At 65.8% G+C, this 19,003-nt stretch carries 13 protein-coding genes and 4 tRNA genes; all 17 read left to right on the top strand.

All coding sequences use genetic code 11. The features are described 5' to 3' along the window. The 17 genes from ACYBYQ_RS20695 to ACYBYQ_RS20615 all read left to right on the top strand — a co-directional run bounded on the left by ACYBYQ_RS20695 (window position 1) and on the right by ACYBYQ_RS20615 (window position 18,876). Complete coding sequence (locus ACYBYQ_RS20695; protein ID WP_459616289.1) at window positions 1-918, top strand: ParB/RepB/Spo0J family partition protein; 918 nt, start codon at window positions 1-3, stop codon at window positions 916-918. Beyond that, the gene (locus ACYBYQ_RS20690; RefSeq protein WP_459616288.1) at window positions 911-1,960 is read left to right on the top strand and encodes an asparaginase; all 1,050 of its coding nucleotides are present in this window, start codon (window positions 911-913) and stop codon (window positions 1,958-1,960) included. The genes ACYBYQ_RS20695 and ACYBYQ_RS20690 overlap by 8 nt, the downstream gene beginning before the upstream one ends. Before the next feature lie 45 nt (window positions 1,961-2,005). Then, window positions 2,006-2,092: transfer RNA gene (locus ACYBYQ_RS20685), tRNA-Tyr, on the top strand. A 167-nt stretch (window positions 2,093-2,259) separates the two neighbouring features. After that, window positions 2,260-2,333: transfer RNA gene (locus ACYBYQ_RS20680), tRNA-Gly, on the top strand. Between the two features lie 44 nt (window positions 2,334-2,377). Then, a tRNA-Thr gene (locus tag ACYBYQ_RS20675) sits at window positions 2,378-2,452 on the top strand. A gap of 58 nt (window positions 2,453-2,510) precedes the next feature. Continuing rightward, complete coding sequence (gene tuf, locus ACYBYQ_RS20670; RefSeq protein WP_459616262.1) at window positions 2,511-3,701, top strand: elongation factor Tu; 1,191 nt, start codon at window positions 2,511-2,513, stop codon at window positions 3,699-3,701. A 116-nt stretch (window positions 3,702-3,817) separates the two neighbouring features. Further along, window positions 3,818-3,893 (top strand) — tRNA-Trp (locus tag ACYBYQ_RS20665). A gap of 67 nt (window positions 3,894-3,960) precedes the next feature. Continuing rightward, on the top strand, window positions 3,961-4,341 hold the full coding sequence (gene secE / locus ACYBYQ_RS20660) for a preprotein translocase subunit SecE (protein ID WP_459616287.1): 381 nt from the start codon (window positions 3,961-3,963) through the stop codon (window positions 4,339-4,341). 9 nt (window positions 4,342-4,350) lie between these two features. Continuing rightward, window positions 4,351-4,884 (top strand): transcription termination/antitermination protein NusG, encoded by a 534-nt coding sequence (nusG, locus tag ACYBYQ_RS20655; protein WP_459616286.1) that lies wholly within the window; start codon window positions 4,351-4,353, stop codon window positions 4,882-4,884. 62 nt (window positions 4,885-4,946) lie between these two features. Next, window positions 4,947-5,378, top strand: coding sequence for a 50S ribosomal protein L11 (gene rplK / locus ACYBYQ_RS20650; protein ID WP_459616285.1), 432 nt, complete (start codon window positions 4,947-4,949; stop codon window positions 5,376-5,378). Window positions 5,379-5,380: 2 nt separating this feature from the next. Beyond that, complete coding sequence (rplA, locus tag ACYBYQ_RS20645; RefSeq protein WP_459616284.1) at window positions 5,381-6,082, top strand: 50S ribosomal protein L1; 702 nt, start codon at window positions 5,381-5,383, stop codon at window positions 6,080-6,082. A 247-nt stretch (window positions 6,083-6,329) separates the two neighbouring features. Beyond that, entirely contained in the window at window positions 6,330-6,854 is a 525-nt protein-coding gene (gene rplJ / locus ACYBYQ_RS20640) for a 50S ribosomal protein L10 (RefSeq protein ID WP_459616283.1), read from the top strand. An 81-nt stretch (window positions 6,855-6,935) separates the two neighbouring features. After that, window positions 6,936-7,319 carry a 50S ribosomal protein L7/L12 gene (gene rplL, locus ACYBYQ_RS20635; protein WP_459616282.1) on the top strand — a complete coding sequence of 128 codons (384 nt, stop codon included), beginning with the start codon at window positions 6,936-6,938 and terminating at the stop codon, window positions 7,317-7,319. Between the two features lie 160 nt (window positions 7,320-7,479). Continuing rightward, complete coding sequence (gene rpoB, locus ACYBYQ_RS20630) at window positions 7,480-11,592, top strand: DNA-directed RNA polymerase subunit beta (protein WP_459616281.1); 4,113 nt, start codon at window positions 7,480-7,482, stop codon at window positions 11,590-11,592. Further along, window positions 11,592-15,839 (top strand): DNA-directed RNA polymerase subunit beta', encoded by a 4,248-nt coding sequence (rpoC, locus tag ACYBYQ_RS20625; RefSeq protein ID WP_459616280.1) that lies wholly within the window; start codon window positions 11,592-11,594, stop codon window positions 15,837-15,839. The genes rpoB and rpoC overlap by 1 nt, the downstream gene beginning before the upstream one ends. 258 nt (window positions 15,840-16,097) lie before the next feature. After that, window positions 16,098-17,126, top strand: a complete 1,029-nt coding sequence (locus ACYBYQ_RS20620; RefSeq protein ID WP_459616279.1) for an AraC family transcriptional regulator — start codon at window positions 16,098-16,100, stop codon at window positions 17,124-17,126. A gap of 175 nt (window positions 17,127-17,301) precedes the next feature. Continuing rightward, the gene (locus ACYBYQ_RS20615; RefSeq protein ID WP_459616278.1) at window positions 17,302-18,876 is read left to right on the top strand and encodes a phytoene desaturase family protein; all 1,575 of its coding nucleotides are present in this window, start codon (window positions 17,302-17,304) and stop codon (window positions 18,874-18,876) included. Window positions 18,877-19,003 lie beyond the last annotated feature (127 nt).

Raw genomic sequence — 19,003 nt, 5'->3', positions numbered from 1 at the left:
ATGGCGACCAAGAAACCCAAAGGTCTCGGCCGCGGCCTGGACGCACTGCTCGGCGCGGATGCCCCGGTGCTCGACAGCATGGGCAAGGCGCCTGCCAAGCCCGAAGGGCCGCCTTCCGTGCTGCCCGTGGCGCGCATGCGCGCCGGCAAATACCAGCCGCGCACCCGCATGGACGAGGGCGCGCTGGCCGAGCTGGCGGAATCCATCCGCACGCAGGGCATCATGCAGCCCATCCTGGTGCGCGCCCTGGGCGACGAAGCGCCGGGCGAGTATGAAATCATTGCGGGCGAACGGCGCTTCCGTGCCGCGCAGCTGGCCGGCCTGAAGGAAGTGCCGGTGCTGGTGCGCGAAGTCGCGGATGAAAATGCTGCAGTCATGGCGCTGATCGAGAACATCCAGCGCGAAGACCTGAATCCGCTCGAAGAAGCGCACGGCGTCCGGCGTCTGCTCGACGAATTCGGCCTTACGCACGAACAGGCGGCCCAGGCAATCGGCCGTTCGCGTTCGGCCACCAGCAACCTGCTGCGCCTGCTCAATCTCGCCGCACCGGTACAGACCATGCTGCTCGCCGGCGACATCGACATGGGCCATGCGCGCGCGCTGTTGTCCGTCGACGCCGCCACCCAGATCCAGCTGGCCAACCACATCATCGCCAAACGCCTGTCGGTGCGGGAAGCCGAGAAGCTGGTTGCCAATGCGCAGAAAGACGCGCCCGAGGCGGCGCCGCGCAAGAAGGCCAATGGCGCCTCGCGCGATCTCACGCGCCTCGAGGAGGCGCTCTCCGACCATCTCGGCACGCGCGTGGCGCTCAAGGTCGGCGCACGCGAAAAGGGTCAGATCGTCATCGACTTCCACGGCTGGGAGCACCTGAATGCGCTGCTCGAGCGCCAGGGCCTGGCCGGTGTCTTCGATGCCTGACGCCATGCTGCCCTGTGTCGCTGTTCTGGCCACCGGAGGCACCATTGCCGGCGCCCAGGCCGATCCTGCAGGCAAGGGCTACCGCGCAGGCACGTATCCGGTGGCGTCGCTGCTGGCCGCCGTGCCGGGCCTGGAACACGTCGCCCGCCTGCGCGCCGAACAGCTCGCCAACGTGGGCAGCCAGGACATCCGCCTGGACATCTGGGCCGATCTTGCCGAGCGCATCACCACGCTGTGCGGCGATCCGGCCATCGACGGCATCGTGGTCACGCATGGCACCGACACCCTGGAAGAAGCCGCCTGGTTCCTGGCTCTCACCGTGCCCTGGACCAAGCCGGTGGTGCTGGTGGGCGCGATGCGCCCGGCCACGGCCCGCAGTGCCGATGGCCCCGCCAACCTGTACGGCGCCGTGCGTCTGGCGGCGGATCCGGCGGCCGCGGGGCGGGGTCCGCTGGTCTGCATGAATGACGAGATCCACGCTGCCCGCCTGGTGCAGAAAATGTCGGCCAGCGGCGTCGGCGCCTTCGGCTCGCCCGACGGAGGTCGGATCGGTTCCCTGCATGGCGGTGCGCCGCGCTTCGTGGCGCCGGCCGACGCCGCGCTGCCAGCGCGGCTGCCCTTGCCCAGCAGGACTCCCGGCTCGGGCGTCCGCCCATGGCCGCGTGTGGAGGTGTTCTACGCGTGCGCCGACCAGGGCCCCGATGTGGTGGACTTCATGGCTGCGCGGGCCCAGGCCATCGTCCTGGCCGGCGTGGGAGCCGGCAATGCGTGCGAGGCAGTGCTGCAGGCCCTGGCGCGCGCCGCCTCCGCGGGCGTGGTGGTGGTGCGCGCCACGCGTACCGGGTCCGGCTGGGTGGGGCGCGACGTCGAAGTCGACGACGGCAGGCTGGGATTCGTGGCGGCGGGGTCCCTCAGCCCGCAGAAGGCGCGCATCCTGCTGTTGCTCGCGCTGCCGCATCCGCCGCCTGGCGGCCTGCAGGCCCTGTTCGACGCGGCGTCGTCGCAGGGGTGGCTGGATTCAGTTCAGGATAGCGCCACCTGATTTGACAAGCGATTTCGAACTCTGCATAATCTCAAGTTCTCCGCTGGAGGGGTGCCCGAGTGGTTAAAGGGGGCAGACTGTAAATCTGTTGGCCTTGCGCCTACGTTGGTTCGAATCCAACCTCCTCCACCAGAGAAACCATGCTCAGAATCCAGGCGCAGTTGGCCTGGATTTGCAGTCTGGAGCGGCTGGTTTGCGAAAGAAGCCCTGGAAGAAAGCCTTTTGGAAAACTTTCGGGCTGGCGCTTTCCGAGCCGAAGCAGATGCCAGTATGGGTGTAGCAAGGTGAAAGGGTATGCCGCGGGTGTAGCTCAATGGTAGAGCAGAAGCCTTCCAAGCTTACGACGAGGGTTCGATTCCCTTCACCCGCTCCAAGTGTTGCAAGCCGGCCTGTGTGGGTGTGGGCCGGTTTTTAAATGCCCATGTGGCTCAGTGGTAGAGCACTCCCTTGGTAAGGGAGAGGTCACGCGTTCGATCCGCGTCATGGGCACCACTATTCTCTCCAGTTCTTCTTCAAGTCAGAAGCTTCAATCCAGGTCAGGGAGTCAGCCATGGCAAAGGGTAAGTTTGAACGTACCAAGCCGCACGTGAACGTGGGTACGATTGGTCACGTTGACCACGGCAAAACGACGTTGACGGCGGCGATCACGACGGTGCTGTCGACGAAGTTCGGCGGCGAAGCCAAGGGCTACGACCAGATCGATGCGGCGCCTGAAGAGAAGGCGCGCGGGATCACGATCAACACGGCGCACGTGGAATACGAGACGGAGACGCGTCACTACGCGCACGTTGACTGCCCGGGCCACGCTGACTACGTGAAGAACATGATCACGGGTGCGGCGCAGATGGACGGGGCGATCCTGGTGGTGTCGGCCGCCGACGGCCCGATGCCGCAGACGCGCGAGCACATTCTGCTGAGCCGCCAGGTTGGCGTGCCGTACATCATCGTGTTCCTGAACAAGGCCGACATGGTCGATGACGCCGAGCTGCTCGAGCTGGTGGAGATGGAAGTCCGCGAACTGCTGTCGAAGTACGACTTCCCGGGCGATGACACGCCGATCGTGAAGGGTTCGGCCAAGCTGGCGCTCGAAGGCGACAAGGGCGAGCTGGGCGAGCAGGCGATCCTGGCGCTGGCGCAGGCGCTGGACACGTACATCCCGACGCCGGAGCGTGCGGTCGACGGCGCGTTCCTGATGCCGGTGGAAGACGTGTTCTCGATCTCGGGTCGGGGCACGGTGGTCACGGGCCGTATCGAGCGCGGGGTGATCAAGGTCGGCGAGGAAATCGAGATCGTGGGCATCAAGCCGACGCTGAAGACGACCTGCACGGGCGTGGAGATGTTCCGCAAGCTGCTGGACCAGGGCCAGGCGGGCGACAACGTGGGCATTCTGCTGCGCGGCACCAAGCGCGAGGAAGTCGAGCGTGGCCAGGTGCTGGCCAAGCCGGGTTCGATCACGCCGCACACGGACTTCACGGCCGAGGTGTACATTCTGTCGAAGGAAGAGGGCGGCCGCCACACGCCGTTCTTCAACGGCTACCGTCCGCAGTTCTACTTCCGCACGACGGACGTGACGGGCACGATCGACCTGCCGCAAGACAAGGAGATGGTGCTGCCGGGCGACAACGTGTCGATGACGGTCAAGCTGCTGGCGCCGATCGCCATGGAAGAAGGCCTGCGCTTCGCCATCCGCGAAGGCGGCCGCACCGTGGGTGCCGGCGTCGTCGCCAAGATCATCAAGTAAGTCTTACGCCAAAAGACGATTTTCAGCATGGATGGAGGGGCCGCAAGGCCCCCTGTCCATGTTTGCTGAAAAAGTAGTACTATGTATGGTTCCGCGAGGCGCCGTGCGTAGCGTATAGGGGTATAGCTCAATTGGCAGAGCGTCGGTCTCCAAAACCGAAGGTTGTAGGTTCGATTCCTACTGCCCCTGCCATCTCGCCATCGGCTCAGCCTGCCGGAGATCATCGCGAGCCGCGCATCACGGCGGGCCGCGTCGAAAAATGTCTAATACCAGCGTAGAAACCGTAACCAGTACTGCCGACCGCGTAAAGCTCGGTCTGGCGGTACTCGTCGTCATTGCTGGCATCGTGGGGTTTTCCGTGCTCGCCACGCAACCCATGGTTGCGCGCGTGGGGGTGTTCATCGGCGGTCTGGTGGTCGCCGCGCTGATCGCCTGGTCCAGCGAGCCCGGTCGCCGCACCCTGAGCTTTGCCGGCGAATCGTACAACGAAGTCAAGCGAGTTGCCTGGCCCACGCGCAAGGAAACGATCCAGATGACCGGGATCGTCTTCGCCTTCGTCGCCGTCATGGGATTGTTCATGTGGCTGCTGGACAAAGGCATCGAGTGGATTCTATATGGCCTGTTGCTGGGCTGGAAATGAGGACGGCGCATGAGTAAACGTTGGTATGTCGTCCATGTGTATTCCGGCATGGAAAAAAGTGTCCAGAAGGCCCTGAACGAGCGCATCGAGCGCGCGGGCCTGCAGACCTCCTTCGGCCGCATCCTGGTGCCGTCCGAAGAGGTGGTCGAGGTCAAGGGCGGCCAGAAGTCCATCAGCGAGCGTCGCATTTTCCCGGGCTATGTCCTGGTCGAGATGGACCTCACCGACGAGACCTGGCACCTGGTCAAGAACACGAACCGCGTCACCGGCTTCCTGGGTGGCTCGGGCAACCGCCCCACGCCCATTTCCGAGCGCGAGGTCGAGAAGATCCTCTCCCAGATGGAAGAGGGGGTCGAGAAGCCCCGGCCCAAGATCCTCTTCGAGGTGGGCGAGATGGTTCGCGTCAAGGAAGGTCCGTTTGCAGACTTCAACGGCAACGTCGAGGAAGTCAATTACGAAAAGAGCAAGGTGCGCGTGTCTGTCACCATTTTTGGTCGCGCCACGCCCGTCGAGCTCGATTTCAGCCAGGTCGAGAAGACCTGATTTTCAACCCCGGGGAGCCGCGGCGCACGACGCCGGGCGCATGAACCCGCAAGGAGCAAAGCATGGCGAAGAAGATCGTCGGCTTTATCAAGCTGCAAGTACCGGCTGGTAAGGCAAATCCGTCCCCCCCGATCGGCCCGGCGCTGGGTCAGCGTGGCCTGAACATCATGGAATTCTGCAAGGCGTTCAACGCCAAGACGCAGGGCATGGAGCCCGGTCTGCCGATTCCGGTGGTGATCACCGCCTACGCGGACAAGAGCTTCACCTTCATCATGAAGACCCCGCCCGCGACGGTCCTCATCAAGAAGGCGTCGGGCGTCCAGAAGGGCTCGCCCAAGCCCCATACCGACAAGGTCGGCACGCTCACGCGCGCCCAGGCCGAGGAAATCGCCAAGACCAAGCAACCCGACCTGACCGCGGCCGATCTCGACGCCGCCGTCCGTACGATTGCTGGCAGCGCCCGTAGCATGGGCATCACGGTTGAGGGGGTGTAATCATGGCAAAACTGTCCAAGCGCGCCGCCGCCATTGCGCAGAAGATCGACCGCACCAAGCTGTATCCGGTGGGTGAGGCCCTGACCCTGGTCAAGGAAACCGCCACCGCCAAGTTCGATGAATCCATCGACGTGGCCGTGCAGCTCGGCATCGACCCCAAGAAGTCCGACCAGCTGGTCCGTGGCTCCGTGGTGCTGCCCGCCGGTACCGGCAAGTCCGTCCGCGTGGCCGTGTTTGCCCAGGGCGACAAGGCCGAGGCCGCCAAGGCCGCGGGTGCCGACATCGTCGGCCTGGATGACCTCGCCGAGCGCATCAAGGGTGGCCAGATCGATTTCGACGTGGTCATCGCTTCGCCCGACACCATGCGTGTGGTCGGCACCCTGGGCCAGGTGCTCGGTCCGCGTGGCCTGATGCCGAACCCGAAGGTCGGCACCGTCACGCCCGACGTGGCCACCGCCGTGAAGAATGCCAAGGCAGGTCAGGTGCAGTACCGCACCGACAAGGCCGGCATCATCCATGCCACCATCGGCCGCGCCTCCTTTGGCGTGGAACAACTGCAGACCAACCTGGCTGCGCTGGTCGACGCGCTGCAAAAGGCCCGTCCCGCCGCTGCCAAGGGTATCTACCTGCGCAAGCTGGCCGTTTCGTCCACGATGGGCGGCGGTGCTCGCGTGGAAATTGCTTCGCTGTCGGCCCAGGCGTAAGCCAGCCGCGGCACGTACTGTACTTTGGGCTGCATCCGGATACGCCGGATGCTGCTGTCAAAGACCGCTGGAGCGCAAGGCCCGCAACACCAGGCCGCGCGCTTAATCCCGAAGCCCGTTGTGTTCGGATCCAGCGTAGACGGCGTCCCCAGGAAGATTTCTTTACCCGAAGAACTCAACCAGGCGCCGCATTCGGTTGACGCGCAAGGCCCCGGCCCCAGGCGTCTTTTGATGGAGTGTTCAAACCGTGAGTCTCAATCGCCAAGAGAAAGCGGTGGTGATCGAGGAAGTCTCGGCGCAGGTTGCCAAGGCCCAATCGATCGTTATCGCCGAGTACCGTGGTCTGGACGTCGCCTCTGTCACCGTACTGCGCAAAACTGCGCGTGAATCGGGCGTCTACCTGCGTGTTCTGAAGAACACGCTGGCCCGTCGTGCAGTTGCCGGCACGGCTTTCGAGCCGCTCGCCGAGCAACTGACCGGTCCGCTGATCTATGGCATCAGCGACGATCCGGTAGCGGCGGCCAAGGTTCTCGCTGGTTTCGCAAAGAGCAACGACAAGCTGGTCATCAAGGGCGGTTCGCTGCCCAACAGCCTGCTGTCGCAAGAAGGCGTGAAGGCCCTGGCCACCATGCCCTCGCGCGAAGAGCTGCTCTCGAAACTGCTGGGCACCATGCAAGCCCCGATCGCGCAATTCGTGCGTACGCTCAACGAAGTTCCGACCAAGTTCGCCCGCGGCCTCGCTGCCGTGCGCGACCAGAAGGCCGCCGCCTGACAGGCGCGGTCTGCGGATATTCGCTGAACGACCAAGCGACACCCAACCCTGGCATTACCCAATTTTGGAGTTCTAAAGAAAATGGCACTTAGCAAAGCTGAAATCCTTGACGCCATCGCTGGCATGACCGTGCTCGAGCTGTCCGAGCTGATCAAGGAAATGGAAGAGAAGTTCGGCGTGTCGGCTGCTGCCGCTGCCGTGGCCGTGGCCGCTCCGGCCGCTGGTGGCGCTGGCGCCGCCGCTGCCGAAGAGCAAACCGAGTTCACCGTCGTGCTGACCGAAGCCGGCGCCAACAAGGTGAGCGTGATCAAGGCCGTGCGCGAGCTGACCGGTCTGGGCCTGAAGGAAGCCAAGGACCTGGTCGACGGCGCTCCGAAGCCCGTGAAGGAAGGCGTTGCCAAGGCTGATGCCGAAGCCGCCAAGAAGAAGCTGGAAGAAGCCGGCGCCAAGGTCGAAGTCAAGTAAGACCTGCGTCGACTGCCCGGGGACAGCGCTTCAGGCCGTCCCCGGGCTTTTGCGTTTCCAGGAAACCCCTGCCGTCCGGATGGAATTCGGAGGGGTTTCCTGGAGTCGTAACACCCCGGGCCGTGGTTGACGGCCCATGCAACCTCGAGTCGGAGTGCTCATGCCTTACTCGTACACCGAAAAAAAGCGCATCCGCAAAAGCTTCGCCAAGCGTGAGGACGTGCAGAACGTTCCTTTCCTGCTGGCGACACAGCTTCAATCCTACCTAACTTTCCTGCAATCCGATACGCCCGCTGCCGCGCGCGTGAACGAAGGCCTGCAGGCGGCGTTCTCGTCGATTTTCCCGATTGTCAGCCATAACGGAATGGCGCGCTTGGAGTTCGTCAGCTATACGCTGGGCGAACCGGTGTTCGATGTCAAGGAATGTCAGCAGCGCGGTCTGACCTATGCCTCGCCGTTGCGTGCCAAGGTGCGCCTGGTGCTGCTCGACCGTGAAGTCAGCAAGCCCACCATCAAGGAAGTCAAGGAGCAGGAAGTCTACATGGGCGAGATTCCGCTCATGACCAGCACCGGCTCCTTCGTGATCAACGGCACCGAGCGCGTCATTGTTTCGCAGCTGCACCGTTCCCCCGGCGTGTTCTTCGAGCACGACCGCGGCAAGACGCACAGCTCCGGCAAGCTGCTGTTCTCGGCGCGGGTGATCCCCTATCGCGGCTCCTGGCTCGACTTCGAGTTCGATCCGAAAGACGTGCTGTTCTTCCGCGTCGACCGCCGCCGCAAGATGCCGGTGACGATCCTGCTGAAGGCGATAGGCATGACGCCCGAGGCCATCCTGGCGCACTTCTTCGACTTCGACAACTTCGAACTGAAGAGCGAAGGCGGGCTGATGGAATTCGTGCCCGAGCGCTGGAAGGGCGAGATGGCGCGCTTCGACATCACCGACCGCGACGGCAAGGTGCTGGTCGAGAAGGACAAGCGCATCAACGCCAAGCACCTGCGCGACATGGCCAATGCCGGCATCCAGCGCGTATCCGTGCCGGAGGAGTTCCTGTACGGCCGCGTGCTCGCCAAGAACATCGTCGATCCCGACACCGGCGAGCTCATTGCGCACGCCAACGACGAGATCACCGAGAGCGTGCTGGCCGCCATGCGCGCCGCCAACGTGCGCGAGATCCAGACGCTCTACACCAACGACCTGGATCGCGGTCCGTACATCTCGCAGACGCTGCGCACCGACGAGACCGCCGACCAGACCGCTGCCCGCGTGGCCATCTATCGCATGATGCGCCCCGGCGAGCCCCCCACCGAGGAGGCCGTCGAGGCGCTGTTCCAGCGCCTGTTCTACAGCGAGGAAACCTACGATCTGTCGCGCGTGGGCCGCATGAAGGTCAACAGCCGCCTGGGCCGTGGCGACGACGCCAACGGCCCCATGACGCTGACCAACGACGACATCCTCGAGACCATCAAGGTGTTGGTCGAGCTGCGCAACGGCCGTGGCCAGATCGATGACATCGACCACCTGGGCAACCGCCGCGTGCGCTGCGTGGGCGAACTGGCCGAGAACCAGTTCCGCGCCGGCCTCGTGCGCGTCGAGCGTGCCGTCAAGGAGCGTCTGGGCCAGGCCGAGACCGAGAACCTGATGCCGCACGACCTGATCAACTCCAAGCCGATTTCCGCGGCGATCAAGGAGTTCTTCGGCTCGAGCCAGCTGTCGCAGTTCATGGACCAGACCAACCCGCTGTCGGAGATCACGCACAAGCGTCGTGTTTCCGCCCTGGGCCCGGGCGGTCTCACCCGCGAGCGCGCGGGCTTCGAAGTGCGCGACGTGCACCCCACGCACTATGGCCGCGTCTGCCCGATCGAGACGCCGGAAGGCCCGAACATCGGCCTGATCAACTCCATGGCGCTGTATGCCCGCCTGAACGAGTACGGCTTCCTGGAAACGCCTTACCGCAAGATCATCGACGGCAAGGTCAGCGACCAGATCGACTACCTGTCGGCCATCGAGGAAAGCCACTACGTCATTGCGCAGGCCAACGCCGCGCTCGACGAGGAAGGCCGGTTCATCGACGACCTGGTGGCCTGCCGCGAGGCCGGCGAAACCATGCTGACCTCGCCCGCCAACGTGCACTACATGGACGTGGCGCCGTCGCAGATCGTGTCGGTGGCGGCTTCGCTGATCCCGTTCCTGGAGCATGACGACGCCAACCGTGCCCTGATGGGCGCCAACATGCAGCGCCAGGCCGTGCCCTGCCTGCGTCCCGAGAAGCCGCTGGTCGGCACCGGCATCGAGCGCACCGTGGCGGTGGACTCGGGCACGACCGTGCAGGCGCTGCGCGGCGGCATCGTCGACCACGTCGACGCCGAGCGCGTGGTGATCCGCGTCAACGACGACGAGAACGTCGCCGGCGAAGTGGGCGTGGACATCTACAACCTCATCAAGTACACCCGTTCCAACCAGAACACCAACATCAACCAGCGTCCCATCGTCAAGCGCGGCGACCGGGTCGCCAAGGGCGACGTGCTGGCCGACGGCGCATCGACCGACCTGGGCGAGCTCGCCCTGGGCCAGAACATGCTGATCGCGTTCATGCCCTGGAACGGCTACAACTTCGAAGACTCGATCCTGATCTCCGAGAAGGTCGTGGCCGACGATCGCTATACCTCGATCCACATCGAGGAACTGACGGTCGTGGCGCGCGACACCAAGCTCGGACCCGAGGAAATCACGCGCGACATCAGCAACCTGGCCGAAACCCAGCTCAACCGCCTGGATGACTCGGGCATCGTCTACATCGGCGCCGAAGTCAGCGCCGACGACGTGCTGGTGGGCAAGGTCACGCCCAAGGGCGAGACCCAGCTCACGCCGGAAGAGAAGCTGCTGCGCGCGATCTTCGGCGAGAAGGCCTCCGACGTGAAGGACACCTCGCTGCGCGTGCCCTCCGGCATGACCGGCACCGTGATCGACGTGCAGGTCTTCACCCGCGAAGGCATCGTGCGCGACAAGCGCGCCCAGTCCATCATCGACGATGAACTGCGCCGCTACCGGCAAGACCTCAACGACCAGCTGCGCATCGTCGAGAACGACCAGTTCGACCGTATCGAGAAGATGCTGGTGGGCAAGACGGTCAATGGCGGTCCGAAGAAGCTGGCCAAGGGCGCCACGATCACCAAGGCCTACCTGGCCGAGCTCGACCGCTGGCAGTGGTTCGACATCCGCCTGGCCGACGAGCAGCACGCCGTGGTGCTCGAGCAGGCCAAGGAATCGCTCGAGCAGAAGCGCCACCAGTTCGACCTGGCCTTCGAGGAAAAGCGCAAGAAGCTCACGCAGGGCGACGAGCTGCCCCCGGGCGTGCTCAAGATGATCAAGGTGTACCTGGCCGTCAAGCGTCGCCTGCAGCCCGGCGACAAGATGGCCGGCCGCCACGGCAACAAGGGCGTGGTGTCGCGCATCACCCCGGTCGAGGACATGCCGCACATGGCCGACGGCACCCCCGTCGACATCGTGCTGAACCCGCTGGGCGTGCCTTCGCGGATGAACGTGGGCCAGGTTCTCGAAGTGCACCTGGGCTGGGCCGCCAAGGGCGTGGGCCACCGCATCGCCGAGATGCTGCGTGACGCGCGCACGGCCCAGGCCAAGGAAATCCGCGCCTATCTCGAGAAGGTGTACAACACCACGGGCACCGGCGCGCGCCTGGACGAGCTCAGCGATGACGAGGTCATCGAGATGGCGCAGAACCTGAAGAACGGCGTGCCTTTCGCGACGCCCGTCTTCGACGGCGCCACCGAGGAAGAAATCGGCAAGATGCTGGAGCTGGCGTACCCCGACGACGTGGCCGAGCGCCTGCAGCTCACGCCGTCGCGCAGCCAGGCCTGGCTGTTCGACGGCCGCACCGGCGAGAAATTCGAGCGCCCGGTCACCGTGGGCTACATGCACTACCTGAAGCTGCACCACCTGGTCGACGACAAGATGCACGCCCGTTCGACCGGCCCGTACTCGCTGGTGACCCAGCAGCCCCTGGGCGGCAAGGCGCAGTTCGGCGGCCAGCGCTTCGGCGAGATGGAAGTGTGGGCCCTGGAGGCCTATGGCGCGTCGTACACGCTGCAGGAAATGCTGACCGTGAAGTCCGACGATATCACCGGCCGTACCAAGGTTTACGAAAACATCGTCAAGGGCGACCACGTCATCGATGCCGGCATGCCGGAATCGTTCAACGTGCTGGTCAAGGAAATCCGCTCGCTGGCCCTGGACATGGATTTGGAGCGTAACTGATGAAAGCGCTACTCGACCTTTTCAAGCAAGTCTCCCAAGACGAGCAGTTCGATGCCATCAAGATCGGCATCGCCTCGCCGGAGAAAATCCGTTCTTGGTCCTACGGCGAAGTCCGCAAGCCCGAGACGATCAACTACCGCACGTTCAAGCCCGAGCGCGACGGTCTCTTCTGCGCCAAGATCTTCGGTCCCATCAAGGACTACGAGTGCCTGTGCGGCAAGTACAAGCGCCTGAAGCACCGCGGCGTGATCTGCGAGAAGTGCGGCGTCGAGGTCACGGTGGCCAAGGTGCGCCGCGAGCGCATGGGCCACATCGAGCTGGCCAGCCCGGTGGCGCACATCTGGTTCCTGAAGAGCCTGCCGTCGCGCCTGGGCATGGTGCTCGACATGACGCTGCGCGACATCGAGCGCGTGCTGTACTTCGAGGCCTGGTGCGTGATCGAGCCCGGCATGACGCCGCTCAAGCGCGGCCAGATCATGTCCGACGACGACTTCCTCGCCAAGACCGAGGAATACGGTGACGACTTCCGTGCCCTGATGGGCGCGGAGGCCGTGCGCGAACTGCTGCGCACCATCGACATCGACCGCGAAGTCGAGACGCTGCGGGCCGAGCTCAAGGCCACCGGCTCGGAAGCCAAGATCAAGAAGATCTCCAAGCGCCTGAAGGTGCTGGAAGGCTTCCAGAAGTCCGGCATCAAGGCCGAGTGGATGGTGATGGAAGTGCTGCCCGTGCTGCCGCCGGACCTGCGTCCGCTGGTGCCGCTCGATGGCGGCCGTTTCGCCACCTCCGACCTGAACGACCTCTACCGTCGCGTCATCAACCGCAACAACCGCCTCAAGCGCCTGCTGGAGCTCAAGGCGCCCGAGATCATCCTGCGCAACGAGAAGCGCATGCTGCAGGAGGCTGTCGATTCGCTGCTCGACAACGGCCGCCGCGGCAAGGCCATGACGGGCGCCAACAAGCGCCAGCTGAAGTCGCTGGCCGACATGATCAAGGGCAAGAGCGGCCGCTTCCGCCAGAACCTGCTGGGCAAGCGCGTCGACTACTCGGGCCGTTCGGTCATCGTGGTGGGCCCGCAGCTCAAGCTGCACCAGTGCGGCCTGCCCAAGCTGATGGCGCTGGAGCTGTTCAAGCCCTTCATCTTCAATCGCCTGGAAATGATGGGCCTGGCCACGACCATCAAGGCCGCGAAGAAGCTGGTGGAAAGCCAGGAACCGGTGGTGTGGGACATCCTCGAAGAGGTAATCCGCGAACACCCGGTGATGCTCAACCGCGCGCCGACGCTGCACCGCCTGGGCATCCAGGCGTTCGAACCGGTGCTGATCGAAGGCAAGGCCATCCAGCTGCACCCGCTGGTCTGCGCGGCGTTCAACGCCGACTTCGACGGCGACCAGATGGCCGTGCACGTGCCGCTGTCGCTCGAAGCCCAGCTCGAGGCCCGCACCCTCATGCTGGCGTCGAACAACGTGCTGTTCCCGGCCAACGGCGAACCGTCGATCGTGCCGTCGCAGGACATCGTGCTGGGTCTGTACTACACCACGCGTGAGCGCATCAACGGCCGCGGCGAAGGCATTTTCTTCGCCGACGTGGCCGAGGTTCAGCGCGCCTACGACAACGGCGAAGTCGAGCTGCAGAGCCGCATCACCGTGCGACTGAAGGAATACGAGCGCGACGAGCAGGGCGAATGGCAGCCGGTCGTGCGGCGCTACGAGACCACGGTCGGCCGGGCGCTGCTGTCCGAGATCCTGCCGCGCGGCCTGCCGTTCACGGTGCTGAACAAGGCCCTGAAGAAGAAAGAGATCTCCAAGCTGATCAACCAGTCGTTCCGCCGCTGCGGCCTGCGCGACACGGTGATCTTCGCCGACAAGCTGATGCAGTCGGGCTTCCGCCTGGCCACGCGCGGCGGGATCTCGATCGCCATGGAAGACATGCTGATCCCGGCGGCCAAGGAAACCATCCTGGCCGAGGCCAGCCGCGAGGTGAAGGAAATCGACAAGCAGTATTCGTCGGGCCTGGTCACCTCCCAGGAGCGCTACAACAACGTGGTCGACATCTGGGGCAAGGCGGGCGACAAGGTCGGCAAGGCGATGATGGAGCAGCTGGCCACCGAGCCGGTGGTCAACCGTCACGGCGAGGAAGTGCGCCAGGAATCGTTCAACTCCATCTACATGATGGCCGACTCGGGCGCGCGCGGTTCGGCCGCCCAGATCCGCCAGCTCGCCGGCATGCGCGGCCTGATGGCCAAGCCGGACGGCTCGATCATCGAGACGCCCATCACGGCGAACTTCCGCGAAGGCCTGAACGTACTGCAGTACTTCATCTCGACCCACGGCGCCCGCAAGGGCCTGGCCGACACGGCACTGAAGACTGCCAACTCGGGCTACCTGACGCGTCGCCTGGTCGACGTCACCCAGGACCTGGTCATCACCGAGGACGACTGCGGCACTTCGCACGGTTACTCGATGAAGGCCCTGGTCGAGGGCGGCGAGGTCATCGAGCCGCTGCGCGACCGCATCCTGGGTCGAGTGGCGGCGGTCGACATCGTCAACCCCGACACCCAGGAAACCGCCATCCCGGCCGGCACGCTGCTCGACGAAGACCTGGTCGACACCATCGATCGCCTCGGCGTCGACGAAGTCAAGGTCCGCACGCCGCTGACCTGCGAAACCCGCCATGGCCTGTGCGCGCACTGCTACGGTCGCGACCTGGGCCGCGGCTCGATGGTCAACGTCGGCGAGGCCGTGGGCGTGATCGCAGCCCAGTCGATCGGCGAACCGGGCACGCAGCTCACGATGCGTACGTTCCACATCGGTGGCGCGGCATCGCGTTCGGCCCTGGCCAGCGCGGTGGAAACCAAGTCCGCCGGTACCGTCGGTTTTGCCAGCACCATGCGCTACGTCACCAATGCCAAGGGCGAACGGGTGGCGATCTCGCGCTCGGGCGAACTGGCGATCTACGACGACAACGGCCGCGAGCGCGAGCGCCACAAGATCCCTTACGGCGCCACCGTGCTGGTGGGCGACGGCGAGGCGGTCAAGGCCGGCGCGCGCCTGGCGACCTGGGATCCGCTGACCCGTCCCATCGTGTCGGAATACGCCGGCTCGGTGCGCTTCGAGAACATCGAGGAAGGCGTCACGGTGGCCAAGCAGGTCGACGAGGTCACCGGCCTGTCGACGCTGGTCGTCATCACGCCCAAGACCCGTGGCGGCAAGGCGGCCATGCGTCCGCAGATCAAGCTGGTCAACGAGAACGGCGAGGACGTCAAGATCGCCGGCACCGACCACACGGTGAACATCTCGTTCCCGGTCGGCGCCCTGATCACGGTGCGCGACGGCCAGCAGGTGTCCGTGGGCGAGGTGCTGGCGCGTATTCCGCAGGAATCGCAAAAGACGCGCGACATCACCGGCGGTCTGCCGCGCGTGGCCGAGCTGTTCGAAGCCCGTTCGCCCAAGGATGCCGGCATGCTGGCGGAAGTCACCGGCACGGTCTCGTTCGGCAAGGACACCAAGGGCAAGCAGCGCCTGGTCATCACCGACCTGGAAGGCGTGAGCCACGAGTTCCTGATCCCGAAGGAAAAGCAGGTGCTGGTGCACGACGGCCAGGTGGTGAACAAGGGCGAGATGATCGTCGACGGCCCGGCCGACCCGCACGACATCCTGCGCCTGCAGGGCATCGAGAAGCTGGCGACCTACATCGTCGACGAAGTCCAGGACGTCTACCGTCTGCAGGGCGTGAAGATCAACGACAAGCACATCGAGGTGATCGTCCGCCAGATGCTGCGCCGCGTGCACATCGTCGATCCGGGCGATACCTCGTTCATCCCGGGTGAGCAGGTCGAGCGTTCCGAGCTGCTCAACGAGAACGACCGCGTGATTGCCGAGGACAAGCGTCCGGCGGTGTACGACAACGTCCTGCTGGGCATCACCAAGGCCTCGCTGTCGACCGATTCGTTCATCTCGGCCGCCTCGTTCCAGGAAACCACGCGTGTCCTGACCGAAGCCGCCATCATGGGCAAGCGCGACGATCTCCGTGGCCTCAAGGAGAACGTCATCGTCGGCCGCCTGATCCCCGCCGGCACCGGCCTGGCCTATCACCTGGCCCGCAAGGACAAGGAAGCCCTGGAAGCGGCCGAACGCGAAGCCGCGCGCCAGCTGGCCAACCCCTTCGAGGAAGCCCCGGTCACCATGGGCTCCGAACCGGACGCCGAACCCGGCTCCGGCGAGGGCGCTGCGCCCAGCGAAGAGTGATCCCTGTCGCAGGCGCCAGGCTTCGGCCCGGCGCCCGCCACCAAGAACCGCCGGCCGCGTGCCGGCGGTTTTTTTTCGTGCCGCCCGCCGTGCGCTGCCGGTCCGTTGCCGGGCACGGACTGCGTCCCCTGGAAAATGCCCATTGCCATCCCCGTGCGCCAGGGGTAAAAGTTTTAACCATAAACTAATAGCGCGCTTGCCCGGGCGGCTCGCAAGTGCCCCGGCTGGCGCGGGCAGATGGCCGGCAAGGGGCATGGCATGATGAATTCCACGGCAAACCTGGACCTGAGCAAGGTCTACCGCAACTGCGTCTTCCAGTCACGCTCGGCTGTGGCCTCCCACGCCCAGCTCAGCCAGGAACTGGCCCGCCACGACCTCGACTGGGGGCGGGGCAGCGTCGACACCGCGTTGTTTCGCGCCGAAGGCAGCCGCATGAGCTTCTTCGTGCTGCGCTATGGCGCCGAGGTGCAGGTGCGGCCCGAGCCGTTCAAGGGATTTGCCCTGGTGCAGATGCCGCTGCGCGGCGCTGCCCACATCGAATGCGACGGCACGCATCTGTCGGTCGAGCCGGGCCAGGCCGCGCTCGTGGCGCCGCGACGCCAGATCCGCCTGCGCTGGGAGCGCAACTGCGAGCAGCTCCTGCTCCGGGTGCCGCATGCCCTGCTGCGCGACTTCTCCTGTTGCAGCGGCGCCCTTGCGCAGGGCGACCCGCACGGGCCCCGGGCCGCCGAATGGGAGTCCGCATTCGTGCTGCACCCGGCCGTCACGGCGCAGTGGCGCAGGCTGGTGCAGCAGTTGCTCGATTTCCTGCCGGCGCCCGGCGATGCCGCGCTGGATCCGGCCTGGCTGCAGCATTTCGAGCAGACTGTCGCCCTGTTCCTGCTGGCCCATCGTCCGGCGGCGCTGGCCGCGGATGCCGAGGGCGGATCCGCCCTGGTCATGCCTGCCGGCGCCATGCGCCAGGCGCGTCGCGCCCTCGAGGCGGTGGAAGAATACATACGCAGCCGGCCCTATGCGCCGATCTCGCTGGCCGACCTGGTGCAGGCTTCCGGCGTCAGCGCGCGCAAGCTCAACGTGCTGTGCCACCGCCTGCGCGGCGTCACGCCCATGCTGCTGCTGCGGCAGGTGCGCCTGGACGCCGCGCGTGCCCGCCTGCTGGCGGATCCGCGGGCCAGCGTCACCGAGGTTGCGCTGGAATACGGATTCGGCCACCTGGGCCGCTTCTCCGCCTATTACCGCGAGCGCTTCGGCGAGCTGCCCCGCGAGCGGGGCATGCTGCGGCATTGAGCGTGACCAAACTGGACAACGGCGGCGTAAAACGGCTAGCCGGCGCCTGCCCTGCGTGGCACCTTGCAAGCCGATACCGCCACACCGATACGGACTCCGCCATGAAGCCCAGCGCGTTTATTGCCTCCGCCGCGCCCGCGTACGCCGCCGTTCCGCCTTGGCAGGGAGCCTGCCGATGAGCGCCCAGGACGTCATCCTCGTCGGCAGCGGCATCAATTCCCTGGTGTGCGCCAGCCTGCTCGCCCGCCGCGGCAAGCGGGTGCTGGTGCTGGAGCGCGAGGACGTGCTGGGCGGCTGCATCCGCACCGAGGCGCTCACCGCGCCGGGATATCTGCACGACACCCTCTCGGCTGCGCATCCGCTCTTCGTGACTTCGCCCGCCTATGCCGAGCTGAAGGACGCGCTGCATGCCAACGGCCTGGAATACGGCGCCAATGCCACGCCCACCGGCGTGCTGCTGCCCGATGGCCGCAGCCTGATCCTGGGGCGCGACAGGGCCGCCAATATCGCGGCCATGAATGCGCTGGCCCCCGGGGACGGCGATGCCTACGCGGCCGGCATGCGTTTCGTGGAAGAGAATGCACCGTTGATCTTCTCCCTCCTGGGCAACGAGCTCTGGAGCGCGCAGGTCGCCAGGACACTGCTGGGCCGGTTGTGGAAGCAGGGCGCCCACGACACCGTGGCCTTCTTCGGGCCCGCGATGCAAAGCTGTCGTGCCTGGCTCCAGACGCACGTGCAATCCGACCTGGTGCGCGCATTGCTGGCGCCCTGGGTGCTGCACACCGGCCTGGGGCCGGAAAGCGCCATGTCGGCCCTGATGATGCAAGTCATCGCCTTCACGCTGGAAGCCGTGGGGCTGCCCCTGGTCAAGGGCGGCAACGCCCGCACCGTCGACGCCTTCCGCGCCGTCATCGAGGCGGCGGGCGGACGCTTCGAGACGGGCGCCGACGTGACGGAGGTCCTCGTCGAACAGGGCCGTGTCCGCGGCGTGCGCACGGCCGATGGCCGCAGCTTCGAAGCGGGCCTGGTGGTCTGCAACGTCACGCCCACCCAGCTCTATGGCCGCCTGCTGCCTGCCGCCCACATCCCCGAGCCGGTGCGCCGCCAGGCGGCGCAGTACCGCTACGGCAAGGGCAACATGCAGATCCACCTGGCCCTGTCCGAGCCGCCGCAGTGGGCCGATGCCAGGCTGCGCGAGGTGATCTACCTGCACCTGAGCGGCGGTCTCGACGCGGTATCGCGTTCGGTGAACGAGGCCGAGCGCGGACTGCTGCCCGCCGAAGGCACGATCTGCCTGTCCCAGCCCTGCGCCGTGGATCCCGGGCGTGCGCCGCAGGGTGGCTGGGTGCTGTGGGTGCAGGTGCCCGAGTGCCCGCGCGTCGTGCGCGGCGATGCCGCCGGCGAGATCGCCGTGCCGTCCGATGGCAGCTGGACCGAGGAACTGCGCGAAGCCTATGCCGACCGCATCGTGGGCCGCATCGCGCGGCACGTGCCCAACCTCCAGCGCAGCATCGTGGGCCGCAAGGTGATTTCACCAGCCGACCTCGCCAGGCTGAACATCAACCTGGTGGGCGGCGACCCATACTCCGGCGAATGCGCGATGGACCAGTACTTCTTCTGGCGGCCCGTGGGCGGCGTCAGGAACCACGCCACGCCGGTCAAGGGCCTGTATCACATCGGCGCCGCCACGCATCCCGGTCCGGGCCTGTCGGGCGCTTCGGGCTACCACGTGGCGAAGGCGCTGGCCTGACGGCAGGGGCGGCCGCGGCGCCGCGTGGCCGGCCCCCGCGGCCGCGTGGCGCGGGCCTTGCTGTTACCATCGGTCCCGGGCCGCATGCCGGACGCGAGGCGCCGGGCGTGCCGTGCACCGACTCTCC

The organism is Bordetella sp. 2513F2, assembly GCF_054642735.1.
This window is presented reverse-complemented; position numbering and strand designations above follow the sequence as displayed.

What these genes read in the sequence shown, in the direction of transcription:
- ACYBYQ_RS20695 (WP_459616289.1), top strand. Translation starts at nt 1, where the DNA reads ATGGCGACCAAGAAACCCAAAGGTCTCGGCCGCGGCCTGGACGCACTG.
- ACYBYQ_RS20690 (WP_459616288.1), top strand. Translation starts at nt 911, where the DNA reads ATGCCTGACGCCATGCTGCCCTGTGTCGCTGTTCTGGCCACCGGAGGC.
- tuf (WP_459616262.1), top strand. Translation starts at nt 2,511, where the DNA reads ATGGCAAAGGGTAAGTTTGAACGTACCAAGCCGCACGTGAACGTGGGT.
- secE (WP_459616287.1), top strand. Translation starts at nt 3,961, where the DNA reads ATGTCTAATACCAGCGTAGAAACCGTAACCAGTACTGCCGACCGCGTA.
- nusG (WP_459616286.1), top strand. Translation starts at nt 4,351, where the DNA reads ATGAGTAAACGTTGGTATGTCGTCCATGTGTATTCCGGCATGGAAAAA.
- rplK (WP_459616285.1), top strand. Translation starts at nt 4,947, where the DNA reads ATGGCGAAGAAGATCGTCGGCTTTATCAAGCTGCAAGTACCGGCTGGT.
- rplA (WP_459616284.1), top strand. Translation starts at nt 5,381, where the DNA reads ATGGCAAAACTGTCCAAGCGCGCCGCCGCCATTGCGCAGAAGATCGAC.
- rplL (WP_459616282.1), top strand. Translation starts at nt 6,936, where the DNA reads ATGGCACTTAGCAAAGCTGAAATCCTTGACGCCATCGCTGGCATGACC.
- rpoB (WP_459616281.1), top strand. Translation starts at nt 7,480, where the DNA reads ATGCCTTACTCGTACACCGAAAAAAAGCGCATCCGCAAAAGCTTCGCC.
- rpoC (WP_459616280.1), top strand. Translation starts at nt 11,592, where the DNA reads ATGAAAGCGCTACTCGACCTTTTCAAGCAAGTCTCCCAAGACGAGCAG.
- ACYBYQ_RS20620 (WP_459616279.1), top strand. Translation starts at nt 16,098, where the DNA reads ATGATGAATTCCACGGCAAACCTGGACCTGAGCAAGGTCTACCGCAAC.
- ACYBYQ_RS20615 (WP_459616278.1), top strand. Translation starts at nt 17,302, where the DNA reads ATGAGCGCCCAGGACGTCATCCTCGTCGGCAGCGGCATCAATTCCCTG.